The organism is Azospirillum sp. TSH64 (genome assembly GCF_003116035.1).
Taxonomy (GTDB): domain Bacteria; phylum Pseudomonadota; class Alphaproteobacteria; order Azospirillales; family Azospirillaceae; genus Azospirillum.
On sequence record NZ_LGQW01000015.1, the window covers coordinates 262951 to 281939 of the forward strand.

26 protein-coding genes are annotated in these 18989 nt (G+C 67.4%); 22 read left to right on the top strand and 4 right to left on the bottom strand.

What is annotated here, in order from left to right; all coding sequences use genetic code 11:
- Positions 1-61: 61 nt before the first annotated feature.
- Both TSH64_RS02630 and umuD read right to left on the bottom strand, forming a co-directional pair.
- Positions 62-1327: a Y-family DNA polymerase gene (locus tag TSH64_RS02630; RefSeq protein WP_109095439.1), complete on the bottom strand. Its 1266-nt coding sequence runs from the start codon at positions 1325-1327 to the stop codon at positions 62-64.
- Positions 1328-1329: 2 nt separating this feature from the next.
- A complete protein-coding gene (umuD, locus tag TSH64_RS02635; protein WP_247872707.1) occupies positions 1330-1869 on the bottom strand; it encodes a translesion error-prone DNA polymerase V autoproteolytic subunit in 540 nt (179 codons plus the stop codon).
- A 110-nt stretch (positions 1870-1979) separates the two neighbouring features.
- Between umuD and TSH64_RS02640 the strand changes: the two genes are divergently transcribed.
- The 3 genes from TSH64_RS02640 (at position 1980) to TSH64_RS02650 (ending at position 4031) form a co-directional block, all read left to right on the top strand.
- Positions 1980-2276: a hypothetical protein gene (locus TSH64_RS02640; protein WP_109095441.1), complete on the top strand. Its 297-nt coding sequence runs from the start codon at positions 1980-1982 to the stop codon at positions 2274-2276.
- A gap of 2 nt (positions 2277-2278) precedes the next feature.
- A complete protein-coding gene (locus TSH64_RS02645; RefSeq protein WP_109095442.1) occupies positions 2279-3082 on the top strand; it encodes a hypothetical protein in 804 nt (267 codons plus the stop codon).
- 118 nt (positions 3083-3200) lie between these two features.
- Positions 3201-4031 carry a DNA adenine methylase gene (locus TSH64_RS02650; protein ID WP_247872708.1) on the top strand — a complete coding sequence of 277 codons (831 nt, stop codon included), beginning with the start codon at positions 3201-3203 and terminating at the stop codon, positions 4029-4031.
- Here TSH64_RS02650 and TSH64_RS02655 read toward each other — a convergent pair.
- Both TSH64_RS02655 and TSH64_RS02660 read right to left on the bottom strand, forming a co-directional pair.
- Positions 3988-4431: a hypothetical protein gene (locus TSH64_RS02655; RefSeq protein WP_109095444.1), complete on the bottom strand. Its 444-nt coding sequence runs from the start codon at positions 4429-4431 to the stop codon at positions 3988-3990. The genes TSH64_RS02650 and TSH64_RS02655 overlap by 44 nt on opposite strands.
- 97 nt (positions 4432-4528) lie before the next feature.
- Positions 4529-4750 carry a hypothetical protein gene (locus TSH64_RS02660; protein ID WP_109095445.1) on the bottom strand — a complete coding sequence of 74 codons (222 nt, stop codon included), beginning with the start codon at positions 4748-4750 and terminating at the stop codon, positions 4529-4531.
- A gap of 111 nt (positions 4751-4861) precedes the next feature.
- On the opposite strand from TSH64_RS02660, the gene TSH64_RS02665 reads away from it, so the two are divergent.
- From TSH64_RS02665 to TSH64_RS02750, 19 genes are all read left to right on the top strand, one after another.
- A complete protein-coding gene (locus TSH64_RS02665) occupies positions 4862-5848 on the top strand; it encodes a tyrosine-type recombinase/integrase (protein ID WP_109095446.1) in 987 nt (328 codons plus the stop codon).
- A gap of 138 nt (positions 5849-5986) precedes the next feature.
- Positions 5987-6646: a DUF3164 family protein gene (locus tag TSH64_RS02670; RefSeq protein ID WP_109095447.1), complete on the top strand. Its 660-nt coding sequence runs from the start codon at positions 5987-5989 to the stop codon at positions 6644-6646.
- Between the two features lie 10 nt (positions 6647-6656).
- Complete coding sequence (locus tag TSH64_RS02675) at positions 6657-7463, top strand: DNA methyltransferase (RefSeq protein WP_109095448.1); 807 nt, start codon at positions 6657-6659, stop codon at positions 7461-7463.
- On the top strand, positions 7460-7732 hold the full coding sequence (locus TSH64_RS02680) for a hypothetical protein (protein ID WP_109095449.1): 273 nt from the start codon (positions 7460-7462) through the stop codon (positions 7730-7732). Before TSH64_RS02675 ends, TSH64_RS02680 begins: the two co-directional genes overlap by 4 nt.
- A 4-nt stretch (positions 7733-7736) precedes the next feature.
- A complete protein-coding gene (locus TSH64_RS02685) occupies positions 7737-8447 on the top strand; it encodes a hypothetical protein (RefSeq protein ID WP_109095450.1) in 711 nt (236 codons plus the stop codon).
- The gene (locus tag TSH64_RS35560) at positions 8447-8857 is read left to right on the top strand and encodes a hypothetical protein (protein WP_158285330.1); all 411 of its coding nucleotides are present in this window, start codon (positions 8447-8449) and stop codon (positions 8855-8857) included. Before TSH64_RS02685 ends, TSH64_RS35560 begins: the two co-directional genes overlap by 1 nt.
- A 117-nt stretch (positions 8858-8974) precedes the next feature.
- Positions 8975-9637, top strand: coding sequence for a hypothetical protein (locus TSH64_RS35765; protein ID WP_199237411.1), 663 nt, complete (start codon positions 8975-8977; stop codon positions 9635-9637).
- Positions 9624-11729, top strand: coding sequence for a terminase gpA endonuclease subunit (locus TSH64_RS02695; RefSeq protein ID WP_109095451.1), 2106 nt, complete (start codon positions 9624-9626; stop codon positions 11727-11729). The genes TSH64_RS35765 and TSH64_RS02695 overlap by 14 nt, the downstream gene beginning before the upstream one ends.
- A gap of 10 nt (positions 11730-11739) precedes the next feature.
- A complete protein-coding gene (gene gpW, locus TSH64_RS02700; RefSeq protein WP_109095452.1) occupies positions 11740-12000 on the top strand; it encodes a gpW family head-tail joining protein in 261 nt (86 codons plus the stop codon).
- Positions 12001-12006: 6 nt separating this feature from the next.
- Positions 12007-13656, top strand: coding sequence for a phage portal protein (locus TSH64_RS02705; protein WP_109095453.1), 1650 nt, complete (start codon positions 12007-12009; stop codon positions 13654-13656).
- On the top strand, positions 13653-14474 hold the full coding sequence (locus tag TSH64_RS02710) for a S49 family peptidase (protein ID WP_109095454.1): 822 nt from the start codon (positions 13653-13655) through the stop codon (positions 14472-14474). The genes TSH64_RS02705 and TSH64_RS02710 overlap by 4 nt, the downstream gene beginning before the upstream one ends.
- Before the next feature lie 27 nt (positions 14475-14501).
- Positions 14502-15104 carry a hypothetical protein gene (locus TSH64_RS02715; RefSeq protein WP_109095455.1) on the top strand — a complete coding sequence of 201 codons (603 nt, stop codon included), beginning with the start codon at positions 14502-14504 and terminating at the stop codon, positions 15102-15104.
- Between the two features lie 11 nt (positions 15105-15115).
- Positions 15116-15520, top strand: coding sequence for a head decoration protein (locus TSH64_RS02720; RefSeq protein WP_109095456.1), 405 nt, complete (start codon positions 15116-15118; stop codon positions 15518-15520).
- A 14-nt stretch (positions 15521-15534) separates the two neighbouring features.
- The gene (locus TSH64_RS02725; protein ID WP_109095457.1) at positions 15535-16272 is read left to right on the top strand and encodes a major capsid protein; all 738 of its coding nucleotides are present in this window, start codon (positions 15535-15537) and stop codon (positions 16270-16272) included.
- Positions 16266-16580 (top strand): hypothetical protein, encoded by a 315-nt coding sequence (locus tag TSH64_RS02730; protein ID WP_199237412.1) that lies wholly within the window; start codon positions 16266-16268, stop codon positions 16578-16580. Before TSH64_RS02725 ends, TSH64_RS02730 begins: the two co-directional genes overlap by 7 nt.
- A 12-nt stretch (positions 16581-16592) precedes the next feature.
- On the top strand, positions 16593-16772 hold the full coding sequence (locus TSH64_RS02735) for a DUF2635 domain-containing protein (protein WP_109095459.1): 180 nt from the start codon (positions 16593-16595) through the stop codon (positions 16770-16772).
- Positions 16773-16775: 3 nt separating this feature from the next.
- Positions 16776-18254, top strand: coding sequence for a phage tail sheath subtilisin-like domain-containing protein (locus TSH64_RS02740; RefSeq protein ID WP_109095460.1), 1479 nt, complete (start codon positions 16776-16778; stop codon positions 18252-18254).
- Between the two features lie 12 nt (positions 18255-18266).
- Positions 18267-18635 carry a phage tail tube protein gene (locus TSH64_RS02745; protein WP_109095461.1) on the top strand — a complete coding sequence of 123 codons (369 nt, stop codon included), beginning with the start codon at positions 18267-18269 and terminating at the stop codon, positions 18633-18635.
- Between the two features lie 3 nt (positions 18636-18638).
- Entirely contained in the window at positions 18639-18902 is a 264-nt protein-coding gene (locus TSH64_RS02750) for a phage tail assembly protein (protein ID WP_109095462.1), read from the top strand.
- Positions 18903-18989 lie beyond the last annotated feature (87 nt).

Genomic DNA, 18989 nt, shown 5'->3' on the forward strand with positions numbered 1-18989 from the left:
GGTTTCTCAGGCCTGCCGACGTACAAACGTTACTATCTGTCTGGTCCGGCGCACCAGATCGTCAGGCCTGAACCACCGGCACTTCGTCCAGCTTCGTAGTGTAGCTGGGCGAACGTTGGTCCTGACGCATGTGCCAAGAGCGGCCGATGGTGGCCGCCGGCACCAGGGTGTTCCGTCCCATCCTGGTGTTGACCGCATCGAGCGCGGCCATCAGCTTCGCGCCGCGTTGTCGATCGGCGACCTGCAGCAGGTCGGGCTGCACCTTTCCCTCCGGGATAAGGCCGGTCAGGATCACGCCGGCCTTGCTCATATCGTAGCCGTCACGCCAGATCCGGCGGGCGCCGGCAGTTGCCGCAGCGATCAGTTGGAAGGTGTCGCTGCTCGCCGGCTGCACCTCCACGGTTACCGCATTGCTGTAGCTCGGACCGGGGCGGAATGGCGAGGTGTGGCAGAACACTTGGATGGCTTCGGTCGCGAGCTTTTCCGCACGAAGTTTCTCGGCCGCCCTGGTGGCGTAGGTGGCCACCGCCTCGCGCATCTCATCCCACTCCGTCACCGGCTGGCCGAACGAGCGCGTCACCGCGATGGTCTTGCGTGGGCCAGGCGCCAGATCAAGCGGCATGCAGGCGATGCCGCGCAGCTCATAGACGAGCCTTTCTCCGGTCACCGTCAGCACCTGACGGGCGAGCCGAGGGTCGAGGTCGCGCAAGTCGGCCGCAGTATGCACGGACAGCCGCTCCAGCTTATCGGCCGATCGCCGGCCGATGCCCCACACTTCGGCGATTGGCACCCGCTCGAGGATCACTTCCCGAATGTCCGGGTTGGTCAGGTCGCAGACGCCGCTATCATCTCGGAAGGCTTTCTTGGCTGCGAAGTTCGCCAGTTTCGCCAGCGTCTTGGAAGGGGCGATCCCGACACAGGTCGGAATGCCGGTCCAGCGCCGCACCGTTCGGCGGATATCGGCGGCATAGGCGGGTAGGGAGCCCGTCATTCCCGTAAGATCGAGGAACGACTCGTCGATCGAATAGACCTCCAGAGCCGGAGCAAAGCCCCGCAGGCAATCGGTCACGCGGGCGCTGAAATCCCCATAGAGGGCATAGTTGCTGGACAGGACCCGGACATTGTGGCGGCGGACGAGGTCGCGCACCTCGAACAGGGGTTGGCCCATGGTGACGCCAAGCGCCTTCAACTCGGCCGACCTGGCGACGAAGCAGCCGTCGTTGTTCGACAGCACGCCGACCGGCACCCCCTCCAGCCGTGGGTTGAAGACCCGTTCGCAGCTCACATAGAAATTGTTGCAGTCCACCAAGGCGAAGGTGCTGGCCATCGTCAGCCCCGGTGGATCCGGATGGTCGCGCTGACGACGCCCCAGACTTCGAAGTCGCGGCGATCGGTGACGTCGATGACCTGATACGCGCGATCATCCGACTCCGGTGCGAGGTAATAGCGCCCCCGGCGGACCAGCAGGCGCTTGCACACCAGCTCACCATCCAGCACGGCAACCACAACGTCATCATGCCGGGCCGTCAGGCTTCGGTCGACGATCGCCAAGTCGCCATCGTGGATGCCGGCGCGCGTCATGCTGTGGCCAGAGATGCGCAGGGTGAAGGTGGCGCTGGGATGCGGCACCAGCACCTCCGAAAGGTCGATGCGGCCTTCGACATAGTCGGCGGCCGGGCTGGGGAAGCCTGCCGAGATCACAGCATCGTATGAGGCAATTGGGCACGAACGCATGTAGACCAATTGCGGCTCGCACATGGCTTCCTCCTTTTTACTGACACTGGCCGTCAGGATGGCGCTGCATAAGAACTTTTCAAGAACATTGATCGGTTGACAGCGGTTCCGCGAGACCGGGATGGGGAAAAGCAACAAAAAACCCTGTCCGAGCAATTTGTCGCAAGGAATTGGTAATCCTTTTGGGCAAACAATCCTAACGACCCTGGCGGATGTGTGCCGTCAGGCGGTCGCCGGAGGTTTGAATGCCCGTCCCTGCTACGCCGTTGCTGCCGGCCCTGCTAGATTTCCTGGCGCTATCCGGGGCGGCCGACTCGCCAGCGGCGGATGATGCATGTAGCCGGTCGGAGCGGCTTCTCGTTGCCGGCGAGATCGCCGATGCCGATGACCTCTTCGCAAAAGCACGCTATCTGCAGGCCTGTGGCCGGATCGATCCCAGCCTGATCCCCCAGGAAGCATTGGACACGCTGGTGGTGGGCATTGTCCGTCTGTTCGGGCAAAGCCTTTCCAGCTCGGACTTGCCCATCCGGGCGGCGGCCTGACCATGGCCGTCGCCTATGTCCATTCGGTGCAGGATCGGCGCCGTCCTCTTGACCTGGAGGAATTGGTGGTGTGGGCCTGCCGGGACCAGCAGGCGCTACGCGATGGCAGCACCCTACATGTAATCGAGGCCGCCGCCCAGTTCGGCATCCGCAACCAGCGCCGCCATCTGAGCGGCTCCGATTACCCGGGTACCTGGGGTGTCGACAGCTGTGCCCGGCTGGCCGCCATCGGCGCCGTCGGCACCCGGTTGGATGGCGGCGGTCCGACGCGCGGCATCGCCCCACGGATCCCACCCGATGCCGAAACCGTGGCCACCGCCATCGAGGCATTGCCCATGGGCAAGCGGCGCCTCGTCCGATCCCATGGAAAGGCCGGAACGCGGCCGGACTGGCTGTCTCTGCGGCAGCCGCTGGTGGCGTGCCGGCAGCCGTCCGACCGGCCAGGCCGATACCGCCACGTGATCGAAGAGGAGTGGCAGCCGACCCCGCTTCGCTCAGAGCTGGCCGCGCGCTATGTGGCACGGGGACAATCCTTGTTCGACGCCCACGGTCGCCGCCGGATCTCGGCAGAGGAACAGGACTTCCAGTTCCGCCCCGACGATCAGGGCGGAAGGGAGCTGCTGGTGCGTTGGTGCGCGTTGGAGCCTGAGCACAGCGACGCGGAGATCATCGAGGCCAACTGCGATTATGCGGAATGGCATGATGGCATGACGGCGCTGTTGCGGTCACTTCAAGGCCGGTATCTGCGGGACCACACCGTCACCGGCTTTGCCGCCCCGGCTCGGCCTTGGGATGATTTTCCTTGAAATAGGATCAATATCTTGACAGAGTGACCTGGACGAATTGCGTGTAAACGAAGGCCTGCCCGGCAGATGCCGCGGCGGGCCTTCGCATTTTTGGCCCGGGTGATCCCAGGGAGCGATGATGGATACGAGTTTCCGCCCGGTCCGCCCAGTAAGCCCGGTTGCCGGCTACATCGGGGGCAAGCGCAACCTCGCCAAGCGCCTGGTGCCGCTGCTGCAGAAAATCCCTCACCGCACCTATGCGGAGCCGTTCGTGGGGATGGGCGGCGTGTTTTTCAGGCGCTATCACGCGGCGCCGGCAGAGGTGATCAACGATTATTCCAGGGACGTCGCCACCCTGTTCCGGATCCTGCAGCGGCACTACGTGTTCCTGCTCGACCACATGCGGTTCGGCATCACCAGTCGCGTCGAGTTCGAGCGCCTTGTGGACGTGGACCCCGACACGCTGACAGACATCGAGCGTGCCGCGCGCTTCCTATACCTGCAGAAGCTCACTTTTGGCGGCAAAGTGTCCGGCCGAACCTTCGGCGTCACCCCATCTTCGCCGGGACGCTTTGACTTGCAGCGCCTCGGCCCCGTCCTCAACGAGGTGCATGAGCGCCTCTCAGGTGTGGTGATCGAGTGCCTGTCGTACGCGGCTTTCATTCCCCGCTATGACCGACCGGAAACGCTGTTCTTCCTCGATCCGCCCTACTGGAATAGCGAGGGCGACTATGGGAAGAACCTGTTCGGTCGGCCCGACTTCGAGATCCTGGCGACAATCCTGGGCGAGCTGAAAGGGCGCTTCGTCATGACGATCAACGACACGCCCCAGGTCCGCGCCATGTTTGGCCGCTTCGCGTTCGCACCGGTGGAGACGACCTACAGCGTCGGCTCGAGCAACGGCGTCAAGGCCGGAGAACTGGTGATCACGAACGTGCCGGAGTGCCTGACCGCTCTGGCGCCGGCCTGACCGGCAGCCCGAGACGCGCGTCATAGCCATCCAGCGCCAGCAGGATAGACCTGGGGATCGGGTAGGCCCGCTTTTCGTAGTTGCGCAGCATGCGGTCGGTGATGCCGAGGATGGCGCAGGCCTGAGTCTGTGTGAGGTGGTGCCCGCTGCGCCAGCCGACCAGCCGATCGGCGGCCTGGGCCAGCCCCAGGTCCCACAGCTCGGCCGCGGTGAGCAGCCCGCCGGCGGGCCAGCGGACGCCGTCCGGGCCGGCCTCGGCCTGGGCGAACGCGGAATCGTCTGGCGGCGCCTCGGCGCGGCCGGACAGATCGAGGTCATGCTCGATGCCGTCGGACCAACCGACGAGCAGCCGACGGCCGCCGGCGGCGAGCAGGGTGGTGATGGTGCGCGTGTCTGCCATAGCGGTCCCCGAGTTGACGGGGGATGGTAGGGGGCACCCAGGGCGGTGGCAATCCCAGCGTGGTCGGGGCCGGCGCTGTTGCGCCGGCCCAGGCCGCTTAGGGCTGCTGCTGGCGCAGCAGGAGCATGAAGGCAGGGTACAGGGCGGCAACCCGGGTGACCGCGGTCTCCGCCGCGGCGCCGGCGCCGACCGCGCCGTTGAGGTTGCCCTTCTCCAGCTCGGTCCGGGCCTCGGCCAGCAGGTTGCTGATTTCGGCCAGATCGTCCATCAGGCTCTCGCCGACTGCGGCGGCGGCGGCGGCGGTGGTGGGCTTGCTCATCGTTGATCCTTTTCGGGTCTGAACCGGAAACCATTTCCGGTTACAAGGAGACGCTACCGGAAATGGTTTCCGGTTACAAGCGGAAACCATTTCCGGTTTTGCGAGGCGCCGATGGGTGACCTGACCCGAATGCCCAACGGCGTCGCCCCGGTGGGATTGGCTGCGGCGCTGCCGCTCGACCGCATCCAGGAGGGGCTGATCGACGCCTTCCTGGCCAGCCGCAAAGCGAACACGGTGGCGGCCTATCGCCGCGACCTGGAAGATTTCCGCGCATGGGTCGCGGCCCAACCCGCGACGGCGGCCTATGCGGACACCATCGACCGGGTGGCGCGCGAGCTGCTCGCCCTGGCCCCCGGTCAGGCCAACGCCCTGGTGCTGGGCTACCGCGCCAGCCTGGATGCCCGCGGCCTGGCCCCGGCTACGATCAACCGGCGTCTTGCCGCCCTGCGCTCGCTGGTGCAGCTCGGCAAGACGCTCGGCCTGGTCGGGTGGGATCTGGAGGTCGAGAACGTCGACGCCGCCGCCTACCGCGACACCCGCGGCCCTGGCCGCGACGGGGTCAAGGCGATGATCGCTCAAGCCCAGGAGCGCAGCGACGCCAAGGGGGTGCGCGATACCGCCATCGTCCGGCTGCTCCACGACACGGCGCTTCGCCGCGGCGAGGTGGTCTCGCTGGATCTGGAGCACTACGACCCGGCGGCCGCCACCCTGTCCATCCTTGGCAAAGGGCGGCTTCAGCGGGAGCCGATCACGCTGCCCGACGCCACCCAGGCGGCGTTGGACGAGTGGATCGGGGCGCGCGGCCGACATCCCGGCCCACTCTTCTATCGTCTCGACAACGCCGGCGCCGGCGACGGCCGGCTGACCGGGGCGGCGGTCTATCAGATCGTCCAGCGGCTCGGGGATGACATCGGCATCCGGACGCGCCCGCACGGCCTGCGCCATGCCGCCATCACCAGCGCGCTGGATGCCACCAATGGCAACCTGCGGGCCGCACAGTCCTTCGCACGGCACCGCGATCCCAAGGTCACGATGCGTTACGACGACAACCGGGCCGACCTGGCCGGACAGACCGCACGCCTTGTCGCCGAAGAGTGACGGTGCCGTGCGGTCCCTCGGAATGGAAAGCTGAGTTTGCGAAAAGAGGGATTATCGCAAGCTCGGCCGTTACACGGTCGCCCCGTTGACGTTACACGCACCGCCGGTGCATCACGAAAAACATCAAGGAATACAACGATGTCGCACTCTGATGCGCAGCCGGAAGCCATTGCGGTCGGTGTAACGCCGGAGGCCGTGCGCCCGGATTATTACGAGGATCGTCAAGGGCGGATGATCCCTGCGCGGAAGGTGCGCGCGAGTGACCTCCTGGAGGACCAATTCGTGCGCGGCCTGATGGAAAAGGCCGATGCGCTGTCGGCGCAAATGCGTGCCTTCAAGGCGGCCGTGTTTGGCGACGTGGACACCTTCGTTGCGCTGCTCCATGAAAAATACGAAGTGAAAGTCGGCGGAAAACGCGGAAACATGACTTTCACCAGCTACGACGGCCGCCTGCAAATAAAGGTGCAGGTGACCGACCACATGCGGTTCGGTCCTGAACTGCAAGTCGCGAAATCTCTGATCGATGAATGCATCAGGGAATGGGCGACCGAGACCAACGACAACATCCGCGTGCTGGTCGAACACGCGTTCCGCACGGACAAAGAGGGAAAGGTCTCGCGCGAAAGCGTTTTCGCGCTGCGCCGCGTCGAGATCGCCGATCCGAGATGGGAACGCGCGATGAAGGCCATCGCGGATTCCGTGATGATCGAAAGCACATCGCGCTATGTGCGCTTCTACCGCCGCGATTCCCAAGAAGCGGCGTGGCAACCCGTGAGCCATGACCTCGCAAATCTGTGAGCGCACCAGCATGAAACAGAACACGACTGCGGCCACCTCGGTGACGATCGGCGCGGCAACGCTGCTGTTGGGCGACTGCATCGAGCGGATGCAGGATCTGCCCGACGGTTCGGTCAGTTTGGTGCTGACCGACGTGCCCTATTCCAGCGGCGCCACGCGTGAGGCTGGGAAAACGGCCTATGCCAAGACCATGACCCGGTCGACCAAGGGCGATCCGGGTCGGTGGTTCGGCTCCGACAGCCTGAGCACGCGTGGGTTTCTGCATCTGCTGCGCAGCTGCGCCATGGAATGGCAGCGGGTGCTGAAGCCGGGCGGGCATGTGCTGGCCTTCATCGACTGGCGCATGGGCGATCATCTGGCCGATGCCATCGATGGGGGCGAGGCCGCGCTGTTCCTGTCCGGCCATGCGGCTGACGCCATGGAAAGCGCCGACCTGAAGCGGGTGGGGCTGCTGGTGTGGGACAAGACCTATTTCGGCATGGGCACCCACTTCAGGCTTCAGCACGAGCTGATCCACCACTTCACCAAGGGCAAGGGCAGCGAGCCGTTGCGCCGGAACGTCGCCAACGTGCTGCGCCATGCGCCGGTGCGGTTCGGCGCCCATCCGACGGAGAAGCCGGTGGAGCTGCTGGCCGAGCTGATCGGCACGGTTTGCCCGGCTGGTGAGACGGTGCTGGACTGCTTCGCTGGCAGCTTCTCGACTGGCCATGCCGCTCTGACCACGGGCCGGCGCTTCATCGGCATCGAGCGCGACCGCCGCTATTTCGAGACTGGCTGGCAGAGGCTGGCCAATCTCACCGAGGAGTTGGCAGCATGACCATGCATGTGGACGACATCATGCACGGCCTCACCAGCCGTGCGGCCACCGATGGCGTCATCGTCACCATCGGCGGCACCATGAACTGGTGGCTCGATGCCCTGCATGGGCCGGCGCAGGAGCTGGCCTTCTGGGGCACGGTGGCGCTGGTGGTCGGGCGCTTGGTGCTGCTGGCACTCGACTTCCGGGATCGGCTCTGGCCGCGTCCCAAGCCGTCCAAAGTGTTCACGCGTGAACACTTTGGCGACGACGCCAGCCCCAAGCCGTAGCGCCATGCTCGCCCTCGATGTCCGCGCCGACCTGAAGCCGCTGCAGTCGACGCTGACCGGGCTGGCCAAGGATCAGATCCCCTTCGCCACCGCGCGTGCCCTGACCGCGGTGGCGAAGAAGGTCCAGGCGGCTGAGAAGGAGGCCCTGACGGAGGTGTTCGACCGGCCGACCCTGTTCACCCAGCGCGCCGTCGGCGTCAAGGCGGCCCGGAAGGCGGACCTGACGGCCATCATCTTCGTCAAGGACATCGCGGCGAAGTACCTGGAGCCCTTCGAGCTGGGCGGTCAGCACCATCTGCCGCCCAGCAAACGGGGCGGCACGCTGTTCAACCCGAAGAACGTTCAGCTCAACCAGTACGGCAATCTGCCCAAGGGCAAGCTCCGCCGGCTGGCGGCCCGGCCGGACACCTTCGTCGGCACCGTCGCCTTCAAGAGCGGCCAGAGCATCAGCGGCATCTGGCAGCGCCCCCCGCGGGATTACCGGCGGGCGGACCCGAAGGCCGGCTATCGGCGCGAGTACGGGACGAAGGGCCGGATCGGCAAGGTGGACGGCGTGAAGACCGGGCTGAAGCTGCTGGTTCGGTTCGGCGACGCGCTGCCCGTCCAGCAGCGCCTGGGCTACCGGGAGCGGGCCAAGGACGTAGTGCAGGCCTCCCTGCAGGCAGAGTTCAACAAGGCCATGGGCGAGGCCCTGGCCACAGCAACGAGGCGGTGATGGCTGACTTGGAACTGATCGACCGCATCATCCGGTTGGGCGAGGTGGCCACGGCCGCGCCCGACGACGTCCGCGCCCAGCTGGTGCTGACGCTGAAGTGGATCAACTGCCCGGTTCCGCTGACCGCCACGCTGGGCGCCAACACCGACGCCGCCCTTGCCTTGGCGAAGGCGATCCGGTTGGAGGAGGAGCTGGTGTGTCGGAGGGGGAGGCTCTGGGTGGAGGAGCCCACCCCCTACCAGGCAGCCTTTTGCCAAGCGGCCTTCGCTGCCGACCCGGCAATGCCTGTCACGGTCGAGCGGGGGGTGGACATGGAGGAGCTGCTGGAGGCCGTCCAGGCGCCATCCTCGGCCGCCCTGGGGGGCGAGGGGCCGGAGGGGGGTACCCCCCCCTCAATGGGTCCTTCCTAGGGGGATCGGCAAACGCGGGCATTGCGCACCGCGGGCTCTGCCACTCGTTGAGCAAAAAAAACGCGTTACACGGTCCGTTACACGCTCCCGGACGGAGGGAAAAGCGGAGCGAAACCAATGGCGTCACCGACGAAGCGTGTAACGGCCGCCAAGGCCGGCGTTACACCGCCGCGTTACACGGCCGGTCCGACGGTCGGCAAGAAGGAGCTGGTCGAGGCGCTGGGCTGGACCCGGCCGAAGTTGGACCGGCGTCTGGAGTCCGACGCCGGCTTTCCGGTGGTCACCCGCGGCACAAAGGCCGGCGGGTGGGAGTTCGACCTCGCGGCGGTCCGGGCCTATCTGGATCCGGAGGCGGCGCCTCCTCCTCCGCCCCGGTCGGCACCACCCCGGCCGGCACCGCGCAGGCCGGCGCCACCTCCGCCGCCGGTGTTCGACCTGGAGGACGAAGAGGACCCGCCGGCGCCGCGGCGCCGACAGGGGTCGGCCCAGCATGCCGGCGAGGCCACGGCCAAGCAGCGCAAGGACGCCGCCCAGGCGGCGATGATCGAAGACAAGCTCCGCCTCAGCCGCTCCGAGCTGGTGGAGGCGGAGGAGATGCGCACGGTGCTGGCCACCATGCTGTCCCACCTGTCCAAGGGGATCGACGGCATCCCGGTCCTGATGATCAAGCGGCTGGGGCTGGACGAGGACGCGATGCCGGTGCTGCGCGAGATCGTTGACGATCTGCGCAGCCAGATGGTGCTCGATCTGCGGAAGGCGATGCGGGATGCAGGAACCTGAATTTGCATCGGGGTGGCTGCTGGCCGAGGAGGCCCTGGCCGCCCTGCTGCCTCCGGAGCGCCGGACGGTGGCCGAGTTCGCGGAGATGAAACGCGTGCTGGCCAACGAGGGCGGCGGCTACGTCGGCAAGTGGCGCAACGACCAGGTGCCCTACGTGGTCGAGCCGATGGAGTGCCTGACCTCGCTGGATCACCTGACCGTCGCCGTCATCGGCCCGGGCCAGTCGGCGAAGACCACGATCGCGGAGAACTGGCTGCTGCACGCCGTCGCGTCGGATCCGGCCAACCTGCTCTGGTACATGCAGACCGACCAGGCGGTGGAGGCCTACGTCAAGTCGCGCATCAATCCGATGATCGAGGCGCATGAGGATATGGAATCCCGCCTCGGCACCCGGTCGGTGGACGACAGCCTGCACTTCAAGAATTTCCGCACCATGCGGGCGGAGTTCCTGCCGGCGACGAAGCGCAACCTGATCAACAAGTCGGCGCCGCGCATCGTCGCCGACGAGATCGACGCCTATGGGGAGATGGGCGACGTCAAGGCACTCTTCGACGTCCGGCGCCAGACCTTTGGCCGGCAGTCGATGATCCTGGCCGTGAGCCACCCCGACAAGGCGAAGGGCATGAACCCCGCCCGCGATTGGACCGCGGGGATCATGGCCATGTACGCCGACAGCGACCGGCGGGTCTGGTACTGGCGATGCCCGCACTGCGGCGCCTTCTCGTCGCCGGCGCCGATCGCCGCCCGCGTGATGGTGCTGGACTATCCGGAGGAGGGCACGCTGGACGAGGTGGAGGCCAATGCCCGGCTGCTGTGTCCGGTGAACCAGTGCCGCATCGAGGACGGCGAGCGCCGCGGCATGCTGGCCACCGGCCGCTGGATCGGCGACGGCCAGACCATCGCGGAGGACGGCACCGTCACCGGCGAGCGGGTGCGCCGCGCCACCGCCGGCTTTTGGATCACCGGCACGATGTCTCCCTTCGTGCTGGGCGGCATCGGCGCCCTGGCCCGGGCCAAAGCGAAGGCCGAACGGGAAATGGAGATGACCGGCGAGGACGAGACGCTGCGCCAGGTCATCGTGAAGCAGTTCGGCATTCCCTATTCCCCGCCCCGCACGGTCGGGCTGCTGCTGGGGACCGACATCGCGGAACGGGCATCCGTCCAGCTGCACCTCGGCTCGGTTCCCGAAGGGGTGCGCTTCATCACCGCCTTCTGGGATGTCCAGATCGCGCATTTCGACGTGCTGTTCCGCGGTTGGGGGGTGAAGGGCGAAAGCTGGGTGATCGACCGCTTCCGGGTGGCCGGCGATCCGGCGACCAGCCCGGAGGATTGGGACCAGCTGGTGGAGAAGGTGCTGCTGAAGACCTATCCGCTGGCCGACGGCTCCGGCCGGCATATGGGCCTGCGCGCCGCCGGCTTCGACTCCGGTGGCCAGCCCGGCGTCAGCCAGCAGGCCTACGATGCCTGGACCCGCTGGCGGAAGCGTCAGCTGATCAAGCTTCACGGCAAGATCGGCGGCCGGGACGTCTACAACGTGATCCCGACCAAAGGCGCTTCCGGCCTGATGGCGCCGCGGTTGAGCGTGACCTATCCGGATACCTCGGCCCAGGCCGGGAAGAAGTTCGGCTCCAACGGCACCGTGCCGGTCGGCGTCTTCAACCCGAACAGCTTCAAGGATGACCTCAACGGTCAGCTGCAGAAGGCGGAGGACGGCCCCTGGGCGATCCATTTCCCGGCCGCCCTGCGGGCCAAGGCGCCGCCGCACCCGTGGTTCGAGCAGCTGGTGGCCGAGCACCGGCTACCCAACGGCCGCTGGGAGAAGACCAGCGCCTCGGTCCGCAACGAGGCCCTGGACACCATGGTCGGCAACCACGTCGTGGCCCACCTCCACGGCATCAACCGCATCAACTGGGACAGGCCGCCCGCGTGGGCGGCGCCGTGGGATGAAAACTCGATGGTCACGTCGTCGGAAGAGGTGAAGGCGGCGGAGGCCGCCGCGGTGATTTCGACCCTGGCCACCGTCATTTCCGCCGTCACCGGCACTCCGCAACCGACGCCGCCCCGGCGCAGCCTGTCCAGCCGCCTCGCCTGAAGGAATCACCATGACCGACATGACCAGCGGCATCCTGGCCGGGATGACGGAAGGCGAGCTGCGTGCCGCACTCGTCACCGCGCAGAAGGCGCTGATCGACGTTCAGACCGGTGGCAAGCCGGTGTCCGTCGCCTACACCCAGGGCAACGGCTCCCGCTCCATCACCTATGCGCCGACCGACGCCACCAAGCTGACGGGGCTGATCCAGACCATCCAGCGCCAGCTCGGCATCGGCTCCACCCGCCGCGCCGTCGGCTTCCTGTTCCGGTAGGGCACCATGAACGCAATCGTCCTCTACGGGCCGGACGGCGTCACCCCGCTGCCGGCATCGCCCCGCCGCGCCTCGATGCTGGCCGGCGGCGGCTCCACCCCCTACGATGCGGCCGACACCCAGGGCCAGCATCTGGCGGCGTGGCAGCCCTATCTCGGCTCGGCCGACAGCGACCTCACCCCGTACCGCGACCGCATCGTCAGCCGTGTGCGCGACCTGGTGCGCAACGACGGCTGGGCATCGGGCGCCGTCACCCGCATCCTGGACAACGCCGTCGGCGCCAGCTTCCGGCCGATCGCCAAGCCCGATTACCGGGCGCTCGCCCTGATGACCGGCAACAGCGGATTCGACGCACGCTGGGCGGACGAGTTCGGACGCGCGGTGGAGGCGGGCTGGCGCCTGTGGGCCGACGATCCCGGCCGCTACTGCGATGCCCAGCGGCAACGCACCATGTCGCAGATCTTCCGGATCGCCTTCCGGCACAAGCTGGTCGACGGCGACGCCCTGGCCGCGTTGCCCTGGATGCCGGAGCGGGTGGGGCGGGGCCGGGCGAAATACTGCACCGTGGTGCAGCTGATCGATCCCGACCGGCTGTCCAACCCGCAGATGCAGTTCGACCAGCGCCACATGCGCGGCGGCGTCGAGATCGACCGGCATGGGGCGGCGCTCGCCTACCACATCCGCAAGGCCCACCAGAACGACTGGTATGCCGGCGGCGACAGCGTCACCTGGGACCGCATCCCGCGCGAAACCGCCTGGGGCCGGCCGCTGATCGTCCACGACTTCGATGCCGATCGCGGCGAACAGCACCGCGGCGGCGCCGGCGTGCTGACCCCGGTGCTGCAGCGGCTGAAGATGCTGATCAAGTACGACGGCACCGAGCTGGACGCGGCGATCGTCAACGCGATCTTCGGCGCCTACATCACCAGCCCGCACGATCCGGCGGTGGTACAGGATGCACTCGGCACCGGCGACGGTGTCGGGGCCTACCAGGATGCGCGTGCCGACTACCACAATGAACGGCGCACCATGCTGGGCGGGGTGCGGATGCCCATCCTGTTCCCCGGCGAGTCCATCAACACGGTGGCGGCCGCCCGGCCGACCAGCAACTTCGCCGCCTTCGAGGGGGCGGTGCTGCGCAACGCGGCCGCCGGCATCGGCATCAGCGCGCAGCAGCTCTCCAACGACTGGTCGGACGTCAACTATTCCAGCGCCCGCGCCGCGCTGCTGGAGGCGTGGAAGACGCTGACCCGCCGGCGTGCCGACTTCGCCACCGGCTTCGCCTCGCCGGTCTACGCATCGTGGCTCGAGGAGGCGATGGAGGTCGACAGCCTGCCGATGCCGTCGGGCGTGGTGCCGGAGTTCATCGACGCCCGCGGCGCCTATGCCCGCTGCCGCTGGATGGGGCCGGGCCGGGGCTGGATCGACCCGGTGGCCGAGAAACAGGGGGCGGTCCTGGGCATGGACGCCGCGCTGTCCACTCTGGAGGAGGAGTGCGCGGAGAACACCGGCCAGGATTGGGAGGAGGTGCTCGACCAGCGCGCCCGCGAAATCCAGGCCTTCAAGGACCGTGGCATGGACCCGCCCAGCTGGGCGGCCATGAACATCCCCGCCAACCAGGCGGCGGCGCCGCCGAAGAAACCGGATGCACAATGAGCCAGATTTTCGAGATTGCTCGCCGGCTATCGAACCGTCCGCTGGCGCTGGTGCAGCAGGAAGCCGACCTGCTGGCGGCTGCTTTGCGTGGTGATGCACCGGCACCGCAGGCTTTTGGCTATGGGAGGGGAGCTGAGCGCGAGCGGCAGTATGGCTTGATCGATGGGGTGGCGATCATTCCAATCCGGGGTGTCCTGTTCCAGGGCGGCTGGGGTTGCTACTGGGCAACCGGCTATGACTGGATCCGGCGGGGCTTCCTGGCAGCTGTGGCCGATCCGGAGGTCCGCGCCATCGTGCTGGACGTCAACTCGCCGGGCGGTGAGGTTGCCGGCTGCTTCGATCTGGCGGACACGATCTATGAGGCGCGCGGCGCCAAGCCGATTGCGGCCATTCTGTCGGAAAATGCCTATTCGGCGGCGTATGCCTTGGCATCCTCCGCCGACCCAGGCCGCATCTACGTCCCCCGCACCGGTGGGACCGGCTCCATCGGTGTGATCTGGATGCATGTCGATTGGTCGGCCGCTCTGGCCGAGTTCGGCATCAAGGTGACCTTCATCACCTATGGTGCGTGCAAGGCCGACGGGCATCCCGAGATCCCACTGTCAAAAGAGGCTCGGATGCGTTTCCAGGCCGACGTGGACATGATGGGCGACCTGTTCGTTGAGACAGTCGCCCGCAACAGAGGACTCCCGGCCGCCAAGGTCCGGGATACCCAAGCCGCGACCTTCCTCGGGCAGCAGGGTGTCGCCCTGGGCCTTGCGGATGCGGTGATGGCGCCTGACGCCGCCTTCCTGGCCCTGCTCGAAGAGTTGGGCTGAACCCAAGTCACACACCGGAGACCGATCATGAAGCACTCGCCTTTTGCGGGCGCGAAGGGGGCGTTTGCCCATCTGCTGGGGCTTCGCCCCTCGGGCAAGCGCGCTGAGGACGAGAACCGCAAGGAGGAAAAGTCCAAGCGGGCCGAGAACGAGGAAAAGGACGAGGAAACGGCTGAAGACGACGAGGACGAGGAAAAGGCCGAGGAGGGCGACGACGACGCCAAGGCTGAGGACTTGGACGATGACGACGCCGATGCCGACACGGAAAAGGAGGAGGCCAAGAAGGCCAAGGCGAAGGGAAAGACCTACGCCGCCGGCCGTGCTGCCGAGCGCAAGCGCTGCACCGCCATCTTCGCCAGCCCGCACGCCGCCGGCATGCCGCACGTCGCCGCCAATCTGGCTTTCACCACCGACCTGAGCGCGCAGCAGGCCATTACCGTGATGGCCGGCGTCGCCGTCACCGGCCAGCCCCAGGGCAAGCGCGGCCTGGGCGAGCGCATGGCCAATGTGCCCAGCCCGGCCGTCGGTCCCGACGGCGGCGCCGGCCCGGAGAAGGGCAGCGCCGCCGAAACCGTCGCCCGCATGACCGCCGCCTATGACCGCGCCACGGGCGGCGCGGCCAAGAAGTAAGGAGCGCCCCCATGGCAACCTTCTCCAGCTCGCCCTTCCAGCCGGGCATGGCCACCAGCGAGTTCGTGCCGGACCAGCTGATCGCCGGCCGCTTCCAGCTGGTGACCGACACCGTCACCGTCGCCGCCGGCCAGGTGCTGGCCCGCGGCGCCGTGCTCGGCAGGATCACCGCCGGCGGCAAGTTCACCCTCAGCACCGCGGCCGCCAACGACGGCAGCCAGGTGCCGTCCGTCATCCTGGCCGACGCCGTCGACGCCGGCGGCGGCGACAAGCCGGCCGGCGTCTACCTCACCGGCGAGTTCAACGCCGCCAGGCTGATCCTGGGTGCCGGCCACACGGTCGCCAGCATCAAGGATGTGCTGCGCGACGCCGGCATCTTCCTCAAGACGGCGGTTTCGGCCGCCGACCCGTCCTGATCGGAGGCATTTCCATGGACATCTACAGCACCGCCGCGCTGGTCGGGGTGGTCCCGAACCTGAAGCTCTCGCAGAACTGGCTGTTGGACAGCTTCTTCCCGAACATCGTGGAGTCCGACAAGGAAACGGTGGCCATCGACGTCGATGTCGGCCTCCGCCGCATGGCGCCGTTCGTCTCGCCGCTGGTCGCCGGCAAGCTGGTCGAAAGCCGCCGGATGCAGACCAACGAGTTCAAGCCGGCCTACATCAAGGACAAGCGCGCCCCCGACCTGCGCAAGCCGGTCCGGCGCCAGATCGGCGAGCGCGTCGGCGGAGAAATGAGCGCCGGCGAGCGCGAGATGATCAATCTCCAGCTGGAGATGGCCGACCAGATCGACATCCTGAACCGCCGGCTGGAATGGATGGCATCGTCGGCGCTGTGCACCGGCACCGTCACCATCAAGGGCGACGGCTTCCCCACCACGCTGATCGATTTCCAGCGCGATCCGGCCCTGACCATCGCCCTGTCGGGCGGCGCCCGCTGGACGCCGGTCAACATCGCGGCCGAAACGGCATCGCCGACCACCGACCTGGACAATTGGGCCACCCTGGTCCTGAAGAAGTCGGGTGCTGTGGTCACCGACGTCGTCTTCACCACCAAGAGCTGGCAGGCCTTCACCAAGGACCCGGTGCTGAAGCAGGCCAACTGGTATCCCGGCCAGCCAAGGCGGATCTCTCCACTCTGCGCCGCCAGATCAAGGTGGCGGTGCTGACCGACTGGGCGATCATCACCAGCATCGAGCAGGTGGCGGCGATCCGCACCGAGACCAGCGTCACGGCCGATACCAAGAAGCATGTCGGCGAGCTGCGCATGCAGTTCGCCTTCCGCTACCCCGAAGACTTCGAGATGGCCGTGACGGACGAGCTGCAGGGCGTCGACGTCCATGTCGACACCATCGGCCCCTTCGACGCCACCGGCACCTATCCCGATCCGCCGTTCCCCGATGCCGTCCCGCCGGCGCCACGCACCTCCGGTCCGGATGGGCGCGACGAGGGCCGGCTGTCCATCGACTTTCCATAGGAGTTCACGCCCGTGTTCGTGAAGCCCAAGCCCGGGTTGCAGATCCGCGACCCGGACCTCCGCGACTTTCTGCCCGACGCCGGGCGGGACGTTCCCGAAACCCCGTACTGGACCCGCCTGCTGAACGTCTTCGGTGACGTCGTGCCGGCCGACCAGACCGCGGCTCCGCCGCCCGTTGCCGAGGAGGCTTAACCTATGGTCGCCTTCAAGCAGATCCCGCAGAACTTGCGGGTGCCCCTCTTCTATGCCGAGGTGGACAACAGCCGGGCCAACAGCTCGTCGCAGACCATGCGGACGTTGATCGTCGGCCAGATCACCGGCTCCGGCACCGCCACCGCGGGCGCTCCGGTCATCTGCCCCAGCCTGGGCGAAGCGCAGTCGCTGGCCGGGCTCGGCTCGCAGCTGGCGCTGATGTACGAGGCCTACCGCGCCTCCGACAGCTTCGGCGAGGTGTGGCTGTTGCCGCTGGCCGATGCCGCCGGCGCCACGGCCGCGACCGGCACCATCACCCTGACCGGCAGCCCGACGGCCAACGGCACGCTGGCGCTCTACGTCGGCGGCGTGCTGGTGGCGCAGCCGGTGGTGTCCGGCCAGGCGGTCGCCGCCATCGCCACCGCGCTCGCCGCCACCATCACCGCGATGCCGTCCCTGCCGGTGACGGCCGCGGCGGCCGCCGGCGTGGTCACCTTGACGGCGAAGAACAAGGGTCCGGGCGGCAACGAGGTGGACCTGCGGGTCAATTACCGTGGCGCCACCGCCGGGGAAGCGACGCCGGCCGGCCTGACCGTGGCCATCGTCGCCATGGCCGGCGGCACCACCCCGCCGACCCTGCCGACCGCCTTCGCCGCCCTGGCCGACCAGCCCTATGACTTCATCGTCTTCCCCTACACCGATGCGACCTCGCTCGATGCGCTGAAGGCGCTGCTGAACGACAGCACGGGCCGGTGGAGCTGGGCGCAGCAGATCTACGGCCATGGCTTCGCCGCCTATCGCGGCACCGTCGGGGCGCTGACCACCTTCGGCGTCTCGCGCAACGACCAGCATGTGTCGATCCTGGGCTTCTACGACAGCCCGACCCCGGCCTGGATCGTGGCGGCCGACTTCGCCGGCACCGCGGCCGTGAGCCTCCGCGCCGACCCCGGCACGCCGCTCCAGACGCTGGCGCTCTCCACCATGCTGGCGCCGCCGATCGCCTCGCGCTTCGACCTGTCCAGCCGCAACATCCTGCTGTGGGACGGCATCAGCACCTTCAACGTCGGCGCCGACGGCACCTGCAGGCTGGAAAACGTCATCACGACCTATCAGCGCAACGGCTTCGGCGCGGCCGACGACAGCTATCTGGAGATCGAGACGCTGTTCCTGCTGGCCTTCGTCCTGCGGGATCTGAAGTCGGTGATCACCAGCAAGTATGCCCGCAAGAAGCTGGCCGCCGATGGCACCCGCTTCGGTCCCGGCGCCAATGTGGTGACGCCGGCCGTCATCAAGGCCGACCTGATCGCCCGATACCGGGAGCTGGAATACGACGGCCACGTCCAGAACGGCGACGCCTTCAAGGCCGGCCTGGTGGTCGAGAAGAACCGCACCAACCCCAACCGCATCGATGTCCTGTGGCCGGGCATCCTGATCAACCAGCTCCGGATCTTCGCCTTGCTGGCGCAGTTCCGCCTCTCGTAAAGGAGACGCTTTATGGCCGACACCTCGCGGCGCCTTGCCGGCACCGCTTACATCACGGTCGACGGCACGACCTACATGCTGGCCGCCGACCTCACCTATTCGCCGTCCACCGTCTCGCGAGACACGCTGACCGGTATGGACGGCGTCCACGGCTATTCGGAAAAGCCGAAGGCCGGCTTCATCAGCGGCACCTTCCGCGATGCCGGCTCCCTGTCGGTCGCCGCCTTCAACGACATGACCAACGTCACGGTCACGGTGGAGCTGGCCAACGGCAAGGTGGTCACCGCCCGCAACGCCTGGACCACGGACGCCCAGGAGGTGAAGGCGGCGGAGGGCACCTTCGACGTCAAGTTCGAGTCCGCCCAGGTCGAGGAGGCGTAAGCGATGGACAACGAGACCCAAACCCAGCCGGACGAGCTGGTGATCGAACTGCGCAAGCCGGTGGAGTTGACCGGCAAGGTTTACCCCGAACTGCGGTTGCGGGAGCCGACCTGCGGCGAGGTGGCGGCCGCGCAGAAGGCCGGTGGCGGCATGGTGGCGGACATCATCCTGGTTTCCTTGGTGTCGGGCGTTCCCAAGCCCGCCGTCGAGAAGATCGGCTATCGCGACGCCAAGCAGGCGGTCGATTACCTCGCGGGTTTTATGTGAGCTGGCCCGGCAATTGGCGGAACGCCGTTGCCGAGGCCACCAAATTCTACAGCTGGGGGCCACGGGACGCTTGGTCTCTCACCTGGA

What these genes read in the sequence shown, in the direction of transcription:
- TSH64_RS02715 (WP_109095455.1), top strand. Translation starts at nt 14,502, where the DNA reads ATGAAGCACTCGCCTTTTGCGGGCGCGAAGGGGGCGTTTGCCCATCTG.
- TSH64_RS02720 (WP_109095456.1), top strand. Translation starts at nt 15,116, where the DNA reads ATGGCAACCTTCTCCAGCTCGCCCTTCCAGCCGGGCATGGCCACCAGC.
- TSH64_RS02705 (WP_109095453.1), top strand. Translation starts at nt 12,007, where the DNA reads ATGAACGCAATCGTCCTCTACGGGCCGGACGGCGTCACCCCGCTGCCG.
- TSH64_RS02665 (WP_109095446.1), top strand. Translation starts at nt 4,862, where the DNA reads ATGGGTGACCTGACCCGAATGCCCAACGGCGTCGCCCCGGTGGGATTG.
- TSH64_RS02655 (WP_109095444.1), bottom strand. Translation starts at nt 4,431, where the DNA reads ATGGCAGACACGCGCACCATCACCACCCTGCTCGCCGCCGGCGGCCGT.
- TSH64_RS02660 (WP_109095445.1), bottom strand. Translation starts at nt 4,750, where the DNA reads ATGAGCAAGCCCACCACCGCCGCCGCCGCCGCCGCAGTCGGCGAGAGC.
- TSH64_RS02710 (WP_109095454.1), top strand. Translation starts at nt 13,653, where the DNA reads ATGAGCCAGATTTTCGAGATTGCTCGCCGGCTATCGAACCGTCCGCTG.
- TSH64_RS02645 (WP_109095442.1), top strand. Translation starts at nt 2,279, where the DNA reads ATGGCCGTCGCCTATGTCCATTCGGTGCAGGATCGGCGCCGTCCTCTT.
- TSH64_RS02725 (WP_109095457.1), top strand. Translation starts at nt 15,535, where the DNA reads ATGGACATCTACAGCACCGCCGCGCTGGTCGGGGTGGTCCCGAACCTG.
- TSH64_RS02750 (WP_109095462.1), top strand. Translation starts at nt 18,639, where the DNA reads ATGGACAACGAGACCCAAACCCAGCCGGACGAGCTGGTGATCGAACTG.
- TSH64_RS02640 (WP_109095441.1), top strand. Translation starts at nt 1,980, where the DNA reads ATGCCCGTCCCTGCTACGCCGTTGCTGCCGGCCCTGCTAGATTTCCTG.
- TSH64_RS02630 (WP_109095439.1), bottom strand. Translation starts at nt 1,327, where the DNA reads ATGGCCAGCACCTTCGCCTTGGTGGACTGCAACAATTTCTATGTGAGC.
- TSH64_RS02670 (WP_109095447.1), top strand. Translation starts at nt 5,987, where the DNA reads ATGTCGCACTCTGATGCGCAGCCGGAAGCCATTGCGGTCGGTGTAACG.
- TSH64_RS02745 (WP_109095461.1), top strand. Translation starts at nt 18,267, where the DNA reads ATGGCCGACACCTCGCGGCGCCTTGCCGGCACCGCTTACATCACGGTC.
- TSH64_RS02675 (WP_109095448.1), top strand. Translation starts at nt 6,657, where the DNA reads ATGAAACAGAACACGACTGCGGCCACCTCGGTGACGATCGGCGCGGCA.
- gpW (WP_109095452.1), top strand. Translation starts at nt 11,740, where the DNA reads ATGACCGACATGACCAGCGGCATCCTGGCCGGGATGACGGAAGGCGAG.
- TSH64_RS02685 (WP_109095450.1), top strand. Translation starts at nt 7,737, where the DNA reads ATGCTCGCCCTCGATGTCCGCGCCGACCTGAAGCCGCTGCAGTCGACG.
- TSH64_RS02650 (WP_247872708.1), top strand. Translation starts at nt 3,201, where the DNA reads ATGGATACGAGTTTCCGCCCGGTCCGCCCAGTAAGCCCGGTTGCCGGC.
- TSH64_RS02740 (WP_109095460.1), top strand. Translation starts at nt 16,776, where the DNA reads ATGGTCGCCTTCAAGCAGATCCCGCAGAACTTGCGGGTGCCCCTCTTC.
- TSH64_RS02695 (WP_109095451.1), top strand. Translation starts at nt 9,624, where the DNA reads ATGCAGGAACCTGAATTTGCATCGGGGTGGCTGCTGGCCGAGGAGGCC.
- TSH64_RS35765 (WP_199237411.1), top strand. Translation starts at nt 8,975, where the DNA reads ATGGCGTCACCGACGAAGCGTGTAACGGCCGCCAAGGCCGGCGTTACA.
- TSH64_RS02680 (WP_109095449.1), top strand. Translation starts at nt 7,460, where the DNA reads ATGACCATGCATGTGGACGACATCATGCACGGCCTCACCAGCCGTGCG.
- TSH64_RS35560 (WP_158285330.1), top strand. Translation starts at nt 8,447, where the DNA reads ATGGCTGACTTGGAACTGATCGACCGCATCATCCGGTTGGGCGAGGTG.